Below are 11608 nucleotides of genomic sequence, written 5' to 3' on the forward strand. Positions count from 1 at the left end.
TTGATTATATTTCCAGTTATGAGTTTTAACAAAAAAAGAATCCTTAGTCATATTATATTTTGGGTCGGAATTTTTCTTTTCTACATTTTTTCTTCTACTAATCCAGAATTGTTTCAACAATCTATAGAAACAACTTTGTTTAAACTCCCAATATTGATGATAGCTGCCTATACCTTTAATTATTGGCAAATACCACGCTATTTAAAACATAAAAAATATGTTGCTTTTGGATTATCCATGATTTTTATGATTATCATATTAGTTCTACTATTTCGTATAATGGGATATTATCATCTGGACAAATATTGTGCAGATGGTCCTTACCCATTAATTAGTTTAGACGATTTTCCATTTTATATGTTATCTTTTCATTTTCCTGCCTTGATTATGTATTTCTACAAAACCAATAAAGAGCAAGAGTTAGAAAAAGAAAAAGTATATCAATTAGAAAAAGAAAAAATAGCTACAGAACTTAAATACTTAAAAGCGCAGTTAAATCCTCATTTTTTATTCAATACATTAAACAATTTATATTCTTATGTGATTACCAAATCTCCTAAAGCGCCAGATATGGTATTACAACTCTCAGAAATTTTGGATTATATTTTATATAGAAGTCAGCAAACATCAGTTCCTTTGGTCGAAGAGATTCATACTATAGAAAATTATGTAGCGTTAGAACGAATTAAATATGGCAAACGATTACATGTTGTTTTTGAAAAAAATCACTTTAAGAATGAACAGTCAATAACTCCATTATTGTTGCTATCTATTGTCGAAAATGCTTTTAAACATGGAGTTAGAGGAAATATTAAAAAACCAGAAATAAAAATTACGGTTGAGCAATTTGACGGATATATAGAGTTTGGTGTCTGGAATACAAAACCCGAAACCGAATACAATCATAAAACAGAAGAATATAAAAGCGGAATTGGCCTTGCTAATATCCAACGGCAACTGGATTTAATCTATCCCGAAAAACACAAATTTGAGATAGATGAATCTGATACGTTTTTTAGTTTAAAACTGACATTAAAAACAAATTAATATGGTACGATGTTTACTTGTTGATGATGAATCTCCTGCAATTGATTTGCTAATAAATCATATAAAAATACTTGATGATCTAGAAATTGTTACCAGCTGCTATAGTGCTGTAGAAGCTTTTGAGGTCATCAAAAAAGAAGAAATCGATTTGTTATTTTTAGATATTGAAATGCCCGTTTTAAAAGGTCTGGATTTTCTAAAAACATTACAACACCCTCCTAAAGTGATTATTACCACAGCCTACAGAGAATATGCAATAGAAGGATACGATTTGGATATTATAGACTATTTATTAAAACCTATTTCTTTTGATCGGTTTGTAAAAGCCATTGATCGCTATTATGAAAGAGTACAATCTCCTCCTTTGGCTATTGTCGAAAAGAACGATACATTTTTTTATGTAAACGTGAATAAAAAACATATTAAGATCGTATTTGATGAAGTTTTATATATTGAAAGCCTAAAAGACTATGTAAAAATCCATACTACTCACCAAAAATTGGTCGTTAAAAGTAACATTGGTAAAATAGAAACTCAACTCCCTTCAACTCTATTTCTACGTATCCACCGTTCTTATATTGTTGCTATTGATAAAATCACGGCGTATACACAAAAAGATATAGAAATAGGTACTATAGAAATCCCAATCGGATCTAGTTACTCTGGCAAAGTCTTCTCTTTATTATCACATACTTAGACACTTTTGTCGCTTTTATCACTGGTTAGTCTAGCATCATCTATTTTTTAAGAATAGTATTCATATCGAATATAATTTTACCATAAATTAATTCAAAAATGTAGATATGAACATGTTTAAACATCTAAGTGTTTTTTTACTTCTAGTAAGTTTTTCATCTTGCCAATCCCAGAAAACAGAACGTGAAATTGAGGACGATTTTGTCAAAAAGTATGCTCCTTCTAATTTAAATACTCATGGATTTACCCTGCCTGTAGACTCAAAAATATCAGAGGTACATCAACTCTTTAATGATTTGTCGAAGAACTTCTATTTTTACGGAGATAAAGAAGAGTTTGAAGAGAAAGCGGCAAAGATTATGAAATTAGACCCCAATTATCCTAGTGGTTTTCTAATGGGAGGGTTTTATGAACAAGACCCAGAAAAATATAAAGAAAAAGTAACTAAAGCATTTGAACTCTCTAAAGCAACAACATTAAAATCAGAGCGAGATATTATGCAGGCAGAGTATTATCTATTGGTAAAGGAAGACTATTCTAAAGCTCAAGAATACTTTCAAAAAGTAGTGGATATGTATCCAGACAGCGCTGCGGCTGTTTGGTCTTTAGGTATGGCATATTATTACAATAGTGAATTTGACAAGGCCTTAGAATGCTACAAAAAGAGTACAGAATTAATACCAAATCTACCCAAAGGTTATGAGTTTATGTCGGTTATGTATTACGCAAAGAAAGACTATAAAAAAGCACTAAAGTATCTCGAAAAAGCAATACAATATGGAGCTAATGCCAAAAATGACTTTTACTATGCTGAATATGTAGCAATGGTTTATAACAGAAATAAAATGTATAAAAAAACCAAGGATTATATTGAAACTGTAAGCACGTATGGCGAATTGTATAAAAACAGTGAGATGTTAGGAAAAATATCTGAAATTGTTACAGCAAAATTAGATTCGATACAATCATCAAAATTGTAAAGCGGGTCTTGTTCTAATAATGATAGAAAACAATTAATAATCCCTGAAGTGTAGTTCAGGGATTATTTTGATAAAGAAATTTCATACATTTTAATTTTCATAATCATCTAAAAATCAGACAAAACAATCACATTCTGCATACATTATAGCTCCGACTACTTCATTTCAACCGATGCCATGCTATTAATGATCGTATTGGCTGCATCAAAATTGGTGTCGTCATTAATGTTGAACTCCATCATACCCCCCTTGTTACCGTTGGTTGGTTCCCAAGTTGCTAGTTGTTTGGTTTCAGAAAGTGGTGTTTGCCAAGGATCACCTCCAATTCCAATCAAAACATTTTCATTTCCTACAATATCTGCATAATATCCAAATTGAGTAATCATCGTGTTATAATCCCAAAAATACCCCATGGTCATCACATAATCGAATATACCCACAGTTGGTTTCAATACAATCTTATCACTGTATATCTGGTAACCAACATAGCTCATTATCAATCCCGTACTGGACTTGGGACCAAAATATTTTCCCAAGGCAACCATAACGTCTACAAAGTTTTGATTAGGTGTTACACCTCCTCCTTGTTCAGGATCGATATCAATTCCATCAAAACCCCATGATACGATCAAATTATATAGATTTAATGCAAAAGTATCTGGATCAGGAATGGTATTCCAGATAAGAGTAGCATTAGGAGGGATTATAGAAGCGCAAACCTTTACTCCTTTAGCTTTCACTGCTGCAACTTGTGTCTGGATTTCGCTCCAGGAAGTACCTCGAGAGGTAAGGTAGTCATAGTTTATACTGGTTCCTGAAGTAGTAGATTCTAGATTAAACAGAAACAAGTTGATAATATCGATCCCTGCAGGTAGTGATTGAAGGGCTGGTGGGTTAGACTTATAACCCAACCAATAGACAACGAACTTTTCATTAGAAGTATTCATATTGATAATATTTATTGATTAATAAAAAATACTACTGGAATTTATGCCTTTTTTCAGTTAATTGTAAGAGTATATATACGTGTTTTCAATCTAAGTATATTCCCTTAGAATCTATACATATTTGTGCGTATTAACTCAAATTAATTGATTAGAATTATAGAACATTCTTAAAGAAGCCTTTAGGAAGAAAAAAAGCTAAGAATACAATTTTATTGTAATAATAGTGATCTAGTATAAGATATATGTTTGTGACCAATCAGGCAAATGCCAATTTGTTAAATCTGTTTTTCCAGTAGATACTGTCTCTCCACCTATTTTCTATTGCATAATGGTATATTAGGTTTTTCATATAGGTTTCAAATGCATTATCTACAATATATCTATAAGTAGACATCGCATTATCTTCATTAGATAGTGCACTAGCCAATGCATGTCCTGCATAAAATCCAGACGCCAAAGCTGATGTAATACCATATGATGAAATTGGATCGTATGAAAATGCCGCATCTCCTACAGCAATCCAATGATCACCATATGGAATATCTAAACGACTTGTTCCGGCTGGCATTACTTTAATGTTGTCAAAACATAGATCTGCGGTACTTGTTATTTTAGTAAGATGGAGACTGGTTATGAGTTCTTTTCTTAAAAAAGATTCCATCATTTGTTTATCTGGAAGAAGCTCTCGTATAGTAAAAAACATAAGTGTTAGTTCATTTTCATTCTGAGGTGCTGCATACCACCAACCATTTCTAGTGGCTTCGACCATGATTTGATGCTCAATAGGTCTGGTTAAAACTACTTTAAAAGTAATTGCAAATTGAGTATCTAAAGTGTCTTTAACTATTCCCAATTGATTACAAACAGAGGCTTTTCTTCCTGTTGCATCCACAATATAGGTTGCTTTTAATGTAGAGGTTGTCTTTCCATTATCAATACTGACTTTTATCCCGGATCTATCACAAATGACCTTTCTAAGTTTATATCCAGCCAAGAAATGCCCCCCATTGTTCTTTAGGTGTGTACGAAGTTGCGTTTCAAAATACAAACGATCTAATAAAAAACCATGACCATAAACCCAATTAATAAATTCTTTTTGCTCTAGTGTGTTGGATCCCCAACAACTCTTATTTCCGTAATAAACCGTATGGTTATCATTTTCTACAAGATGAAATATCCCGAGTTTTTTTAAAAGTGGTTTAGCATTAGGTGGAATTGCTTCGCCAAATTTTCTTATAGGTGTCTGTTGTGCTTCAATAACACAATTTGAAATTCCTCTTGCAGATAGCGTTAAGGCAGTGGCAATCCCAGCAGGACCACCACCAACTATTATAACTTGATATTCTTGATTATCTTTCGTCACGCCTCATTGTTCTTCTTTTTCGTGTGCTTTGTGGGGCTTCAGCTCTAATATCTGCTACTTTCTCTTCAGCATCTTTTAGGTTTTCAACTAAATATTTTGAACCTACTATACTAATATCATCTATCTCATCTACCTTAATCACACAGTCTTTATCTCCTTCTGCATAGAGTACCTGAGCAAAAGTTGGATCAGGATCTTCTTTATCAAAATTTCTACCCATTTCGACCCAAGAAACCTCAGGAAGATATCCTTCTTCATTATTTGAAATTGGTTTTTCTTGTTTTGTTATAATTCCTAAATGATTCCATTCCTCAACCATGTTTTCAAGTCTTTTTAAATGATCTGCTTCGATATCCCGTAACCAATCTTGCCTATAATCGAGGTGTTTTAAACGTTGTGCTGTATTGACATTTCCCGCCTGAAGTCTTAAATACCCATCTTCGGCAAATACTTGATTAGGAACTCTGGCTGCCCAAAAAGAAGGTAATGGAAGGTATGTAGAAACGGTATATCCAGACAGGCAACTAGCCTCATCTGTTTGCCATGGCACTCCCATCCACCTGGTTAACGATCCAGGCCCATTTACAGAGCAGGGACCATCTTTTGCCAACGCAATTTCAGGCGTTAATATGGCTCCAAAATCTAATTGTATAGGTTCACCTTCAGGAAGAACATTAAGGCGATATGGCTCTTTCCACATGTTTTTAACACGCATTGTCCAGGTTAATTCTATTCCAGGATGAAATGGTCCTCCTAAACAATCTTCTAATGGTGCTTGATTTAGGGAATTAATTTGTTCTGCTGGCGAAAGTTTTTCGAATGGAATTATTTTTTTTGGAGTACCGGTTATAAAATCACCTAACATCCATTGTTCCAAACGATTATACTGTGTGACAGTAATTGGTAAATCATCTAAAGCTATTTTTTCATAATTACCAAAGCCATCTCCATAAAACGGAGGAACTTTAGCAGGTGTGTACTCAGTTGATTTTGGATCTCTAAACCATTCAAAAACACGAACTCTGGCAGATTTTGAAGACGCATCTGGATTCTTTAAAATGTTTAGAATATCGGGATTTGTGAAATCTGATGGAGAGTTTTTTCCAAATAACATATAAAATCCCTGATTCACCCATTGTGTATTCGTCATACGTTCTAAAATTGGGTAAATATCTCTCCAAAACTCTACTCCATTTTCTGAAGGATTGGGATATCCCATTTCAGTAATAAACAAATTCTGAACAACATCATTCATGGTCACTACACCGTATAGTCCTTGGCCAAAATTGGGTGGAGTCACAGCTATCATAGCTGGCTTAGCCTCAAACTCATTTCCATTAATATGAACAGTTGCTCTAATAACGCCATCACATGTATCATCGTGCCATCCATTATTATTAGCAAAAGTTGTTATCGGCTGATTATTGTATGATTGAGCGTCTCCATCTCCTGCAAAAAAAAGTAGCCTACCTTCATTGTCAGTTTGTAAATGTCCTAAATCTACATTTGCATCGTAAAATTTTCCATCATCAAAATTATGTTTGTCATCATTAATATTCTTACCCGAAATTGATTTTGGAGATGGTTTAATCGCCAATTGTTCTCTATAACCGCCTTTTACATCATTATTTCTATGTATTGAAGGGATTGCATATTTTTTCCCTAAATCTAATGCATTGTTAAATTCATACCAAGCTGCTTTTACATTGGCAACCTCTACCCTCCATTCTATTCTAGCTTCATTAACTGTTAGCTCTTCTATTACCTCTCCTTCTTTATTAAAGGCATAAACTCTAAATCGAGCTACTTCTTTTTTAACACGACCTAAAGAATCTTTATACCCTCCTTTTGGAACTTCTGAAACTCCAGGTAAATCTGAAGCTAAAAAATGTTCGGGAGAATTTCCTATACGTGCTATACCAATTGGTGGATATACAGCTACATAATTTATGTCATTTGTTTTCATAGTTAGCATTATTTATTCATTCATAAAATTGAGAAATTTAAATTTATTTTTTACACGTATTTATACCTGTTTTTTGAATGAATTCAATAATTAACAGTTATTTATAAAGTTTTAATAATACTTAAAGCGCCTATGCATTGTATCAAAACTTTATTTCAGGAAAAGGAAAAATGATATGTGTAGTTGAAAATGGAAAGCTTTTTTTATTATTTCTTTTTAAGCCATTCATTAAACTTAAAACTTTAGATACTGCTTACCATAAAATGTTTAATTTTTATCTTGCATATTCTCCATACAAAACCATACTTATAAACGCCCAATAAACTTGTTACCAATAATAGATTTATAAACTTCATTTCGAAGTGTCCTACTAATTTTAATTTTATCATCTCCGATATAAATTAAATTCCCTTCAAGTTTTTTTATATGACTTAATCCTACTAAATAATATCGATGTACTCTTATGAATTTTTCTTTTGGTAGTTCTTCTTCTATATGTTTTAAAGAAACTAATGTTAGATATTTATCGTGAACTGTATGAATCTGAATATAATCTTTAGCTGTTTCTATAAAAGTGATGTCATCAATAAAAACTTTGATAATCATCCCATTACACTTAATAAAAATATAATTTTTAGCAACTTTACTTTTCTCTCTTTTATCATCATTAACTACTATTTTATTGACAGCTTTAAGAAATCTACTATAAGAAAAGGGTTTTAATAAAAAATCAATAACATTGAGTTCAAAACCATCCAATGCAAATTCGCGATGAGCGGTAGTAAATATTACTTGAGGAGGATCTTGAAATGATTCTAAAAGTTCTATTCCCGTCATGTCTGGCATCTGTATATCTAAAAACAGAATATCTATAGAATTTTGTTTCAAGAACTCTATCGTTTCTATTGCAGAAGCTAATGATTTTGCATGTTCTAAAAATGGAGTTTGAGACACAAAATCCTCTAGCCCTTTTCTTGCAAGAGGTTCATCATCAACTATTAAACATCTCATTTTCATTTAACTGTATTTTTAAATGCACTATAAACATAGAATTATTACGTTCTATATTTAATAAGTGTCTATTTGGATAAATTAGTTCTAATCTCCTTTTCACATTAGCTAATCCGATACCTTTATTTTCTATTGATGACTTCTTAACACTTTCTTTTGAAACCGTATTTTCAACTTTAAAATTCAATGTATTATTATATTCAATTGTAGATTCGATATGTATCCGATATCCTTTACTGCTTTGTCCATGCTTAAAAGCATTTTCAACAAGAGGCAGTAAAAGCATTGGTGATATAGTAAATTTTTCTTGATGATCCGGAAAAGAATACTTTACCATAACAAGGTCTTCATGTCTTACCCTTTCTATATCAATATAATTCGTTAAGTTTTCAAATTCGCGCTCTAGTTCAATGCTTTTTTTATTCGCTTCATATAATTGATGACTTAATATTTCTGAGAATTGAAGCAACATTTTCTTACCACTCTTTAAATTTTTATCTAACATTATATAAATACTGTTTAAGGAATTAAAAAGAAAATGTGGATTGATTTGATTTTTTAGTAAGTTCAATTCTGTTTCTAATTGCTTTTGCTCTATTTCTTTCATCGATTGATCTTTTCGATACCACTCATCTGTTAGAAATAAAGTCATTGATAAGCCTAATGATAAAATAACCTCGGTTACAATAGCAATTTTTCCTGGAATGCTTCCAAAAAAATCCGAAGTTGGTAAATAGATGTTTATGTATTTAAAATAGAAAGATAAGTAATAAGACGTAATAATGGTCACAATAGTAACAGTTAAGATCAACAATACCACATAATTTATAATCCTTTTTTTTAATAAGAATTTTGGCATTAAAATATAAAGATTGAAATATACCAAAATAGTGTACGGGATAAAGGTAAATACATTGGTCTTTAGATTTGCCAATATATCTTTATGATAATTAAGATCGTGTACACTCCACAATAGGAGAAACAGACCCCAAAAAATAATATGCTTGACAACTTTACCGAAGTTCATAATCTATCTAAATCAAGGCAAATTCAAAGGTAAGAGACCTAAAATATAACATTATTTTAAGAATGATCCCTGTTTAACTCGAGTTACAATACTTTTATTAATATTAGAAATATCTTTTAATGGGTTTTTATTTAATATTAAAAAACTAGCTTCATGACCTTCTTTTAGCGCTCCTACTTTACGGTTCGGAAAAATAGTTCTCGTTGCATTTTCTGTCCACATTTTAAGTAACTCATGATTGCTAAAAATATTGAGTTTATACAAAAACTGAAACTCACCAACTGAGTTTCCATTGTAATGATCAGAACCTATTGCAATTGTTACACCTTCTTGATGTAATAGTCTTAAGTTTGATACTATATTTTTGACTAAATCTTGATAGCCTTTTCTTTTTTGTTTTTTTAGAACCAGAGATACTGTGGTCACAACAGTTACTCCTTTTTCTTTTGCCAAAATAGCATCTTCTTTATTAATAAGTTTCCCATTAGATATTTCAGGAAGGTGTGCTATTTCATCAACACCTGCATTGACTGCAATATGAAAGTCATATGCAGTTTCTACATGAGCACTTACTCTTAAATTATTAGCATGAGCTTTTTTTACAATTTCTGGAACTAATTTGGGGTCTAATCCTTTTCTGCCAAAATATAAAGTGTCATTTTTTCTTTTTTCATATTCTTCAGAATAAAGAAGGTTTAATTTGATAAAATCCGGAGAAAATGACAAGATCTTATTCCATTTATGATCTAAATCTTCCTGTTTGTTTATTGTAACATAACCATGAAATTCAATCTCTTCTATTGTATTAAACAACCCCCTAAAGTATCCATACTTAAGGTGTTTTTTACGCAAACGTATTGGATGCCCACCATTAGCTGTTAAAGGAGCATGTGCCATGCTTACATCAATTCCATCTGGTTTGTTATAATGATGCATTAAAGGATCAATTCTTTTTTTTATAGATGATAAAAGTTTAACATAAAATACTCCATTATCCAGGTAAGATTTAATTCGCTTGTCTAACTCATGTTTGCTTTCAAGATTATGATTATGAGCTTCGGCAAATGGAGGAATCACATATTTACCGGATACATCTACGATAGTATCAATTTTTTTTTCAGTATTCGAGAAGTAGATTAAACCATCTTTAAGCCATATCGTTTTCTTTTCGAATCTTTCTCCATTGAACCAATTACCACCTACAAGTTTAACAATCTGACTATTAGTATTCTTTCTTGCGTAGTGAGCGGTAGTATCCGTTTTTTGAGAATTACAAGAAAAACCTAAAAATACAATTAAAACAAGTGTACATATTTTTTTCATCCTTTATGAGATCTAATTTTACTATAAAGTAATTGTATACAAATACGATATGAAAAATTAATCGCCAGGCGGAAAACAATAATAGACAGAACGTAATATATAATAGATTAGGCTTTTCTAAAAATCTTAGTAAATAGCATTTTAAAATCAAACTCGGCCTTTTCTATACGACGATGGTGTTATTCCTTCAAATTTCTTAAATGCGCCATTAAAAGAGGAAAGGCTGCTAAAACCTGTATCAAAAGCAATTGATGAAATGGTATATTTATCGCTTTCTGTATCTGAAAGCATTCTCTTTGCATCTTGAATTCGATAATAATTTATAAAATCATTAAAATTTCGCTTGGCATATTGATTAATAACCGATGATGTTAGTTGTGTGGTTTTTCCTATCATGGTACTCAGTTTTGCTAGAGATACATCTGGTTCAAGATACAATTTAGTATCAATAACCAGTTTTGAAATCTCATCAAATAAGAGGTTATTGTTGTTTGCCTTAAATACATCACCATCCAGATCTGTTACTTTAAGCTGGAATGCCTTATAGCTTAAAAAATAGATAATTACAGAATATAATATTGGGCCTACAATATAAGGTACGGTTTCATCTAATATGTTTAGAACATAAGATCCCCAGATGACCACAAAACCAATAATTAAGAGATGTAACCAATTTAATATTGCGCTACGAGATTTTGTTTGTTGCTCTTGCTTATAATATTTCTTTGCACGTTTTAAGATTCTCCAGGATAAAACTATATAAAAAGCGAAATGCAGATATATAAAAACAAGACCACTCGAAAAAATGATAATAACCAGCTTACTATTTTCGTACCACTCCTTGGTTACAAAAAGACTAGCGATAAAAATCAAAACAAATGGAATGAATTCTGAAATGTAATACTTGGGTAATTTAAAATTAGGACGTGTCATTCCTAAAACATACCACCTTAAAAGCGGTCCGATTAGTAAAAGAAATGCCAATCCTATAAAAATAAATATCGGTTCCAGACCATCTCCAAAATTTAACATAACCGATTTACCTATTCTAAATGCCATACATACAAGAATCAATCCCAGCAAAAGGTTGCTCTGTGTCTTTTTCTTTTTGAAGACAGTTAAGTAGAAGGCAAATAATACTCCATGCAAAAGCCCTGCACTACTAACAATAATAAGTAATATATCTAAAAAACTCAATAGATCTTTTTTTCCAAATGTAGGGATATTTAAAATTCAAAGAAAGTACAA

10 protein-coding genes are annotated in these 11608 nt (G+C 31.5%); 3 read left to right on the forward strand and 7 right to left on the reverse strand.

Translation table 11 applies throughout. The features are described from left to right. Positions 1-18 precede the first annotated feature (18 nt). The 3 genes from NNH57_RS24760 (at position 19) to NNH57_RS24770 (ending at position 2723) form a co-directional block, all read left to right on the forward strand. On the forward strand, positions 19-1047 hold the full coding sequence (locus NNH57_RS24760) for a sensor histidine kinase (RefSeq protein WP_074406129.1): 1029 nt from the start codon (positions 19-21) through the stop codon (positions 1045-1047). A 1-nt stretch (position 1048) separates the two neighbouring features. Further along, a complete protein-coding gene (locus NNH57_RS24765) occupies positions 1049-1744 on the forward strand; it encodes a LytR/AlgR family response regulator transcription factor (RefSeq protein WP_108807508.1) in 696 nt (231 codons plus the stop codon). A gap of 106 nt (positions 1745-1850) precedes the next feature. After that, entirely contained in the window at positions 1851-2723 is an 873-nt protein-coding gene (locus tag NNH57_RS24770; RefSeq protein ID WP_082994732.1) for a tetratricopeptide repeat protein, read from the forward strand. 155 nt (positions 2724-2878) lie between these two features. On the opposite strand, the gene NNH57_RS24775 is transcribed toward NNH57_RS24770, so the two are convergent. The 7 genes from NNH57_RS24775 to NNH57_RS24805 all read right to left on the reverse strand — a co-directional run bounded on the left by NNH57_RS24775 (position 2879) and on the right by NNH57_RS24805 (position 11557). Then, positions 2879-3670 (reverse strand): EndoS/ChiA family endoglycosidase, encoded by a 792-nt coding sequence (locus tag NNH57_RS24775; protein ID WP_074406126.1) that lies wholly within the window; start codon positions 3668-3670, stop codon positions 2879-2881. A 256-nt stretch (positions 3671-3926) separates the two neighbouring features. Next, complete coding sequence (locus tag NNH57_RS24780) at positions 3927-5033, reverse strand: NAD(P)/FAD-dependent oxidoreductase (RefSeq protein ID WP_074406125.1); 1107 nt, start codon at positions 5031-5033, stop codon at positions 3927-3929. Continuing rightward, a complete protein-coding gene (locus tag NNH57_RS24785) occupies positions 5020-6999 on the reverse strand; it encodes a LodA/GoxA family CTQ-dependent oxidase (protein ID WP_108807507.1) in 1980 nt (659 codons plus the stop codon). The genes NNH57_RS24780 and NNH57_RS24785 overlap by 14 nt, the downstream gene beginning before the upstream one ends. 306 nt (positions 7000-7305) lie before the next feature. Continuing rightward, positions 7306-8016, reverse strand: coding sequence for a LytR/AlgR family response regulator transcription factor (locus tag NNH57_RS24790; protein WP_074406122.1), 711 nt, complete (start codon positions 8014-8016; stop codon positions 7306-7308). Continuing rightward, positions 7991-8869, reverse strand: a complete 879-nt coding sequence (locus NNH57_RS24795) for a sensor histidine kinase (protein ID WP_159099174.1) — start codon at positions 8867-8869, stop codon at positions 7991-7993. Before NNH57_RS24795 ends, NNH57_RS24790 begins: the two co-directional genes overlap by 26 nt. A 219-nt stretch (positions 8870-9088) precedes the next feature. After that, positions 9089-10360, reverse strand: a complete 1272-nt coding sequence (locus NNH57_RS24800; protein WP_108807506.1) for an amidohydrolase family protein — start codon at positions 10358-10360, stop codon at positions 9089-9091. A 147-nt stretch (positions 10361-10507) separates the two neighbouring features. Then, complete coding sequence (locus NNH57_RS24805) at positions 10508-11557, reverse strand: helix-turn-helix domain-containing protein (RefSeq protein ID WP_132066041.1); 1050 nt, start codon at positions 11555-11557, stop codon at positions 10508-10510. Between the last annotated feature and the right edge of the window lie 51 nt (positions 11558-11608).

The organism is Aquimarina spinulae, assembly GCF_943373825.1.
Taxonomy (GTDB): Bacteria; Bacteroidota; Bacteroidia; order Flavobacteriales; family Flavobacteriaceae; genus Aquimarina; species Aquimarina spinulae.

Bases quoted from the DNA above. Each gene is read 5' to 3' on its own strand.
- NNH57_RS24760 (WP_074406129.1), top strand. From the start codon at position 19: ATGAGTTTTAACAAAAAAAGAATCCTTAGTCATATTATATTTTGGGTC.
- NNH57_RS24765 (WP_108807508.1), top strand. From the start codon at position 1,049: ATGGTACGATGTTTACTTGTTGATGATGAATCTCCTGCAATTGATTTG.
- NNH57_RS24770 (WP_082994732.1), top strand. From the start codon at position 1,851: ATGAACATGTTTAAACATCTAAGTGTTTTTTTACTTCTAGTAAGTTTT.
- NNH57_RS24775 (WP_074406126.1), bottom strand. From the start codon at position 3,670: ATGAATACTTCTAATGAAAAGTTCGTTGTCTATTGGTTGGGTTATAAG.
- NNH57_RS24785 (WP_108807507.1), bottom strand. From the start codon at position 6,999: ATGAAAACAAATGACATAAATTATGTAGCTGTATATCCACCAATTGGT.
- NNH57_RS24790 (WP_074406122.1), bottom strand. From the start codon at position 8,016: ATGAAAATGAGATGTTTAATAGTTGATGATGAACCTCTTGCAAGAAAA.
- NNH57_RS24795 (WP_159099174.1), bottom strand. From the start codon at position 8,869: ATGCCAAAATTCTTATTAAAAAAAAGGATTATAAATTATGTGGTATTG.
- NNH57_RS24800 (WP_108807506.1), bottom strand. From the start codon at position 10,360: ATGAAAAAAATATGTACACTTGTTTTAATTGTATTTTTAGGTTTTTCT.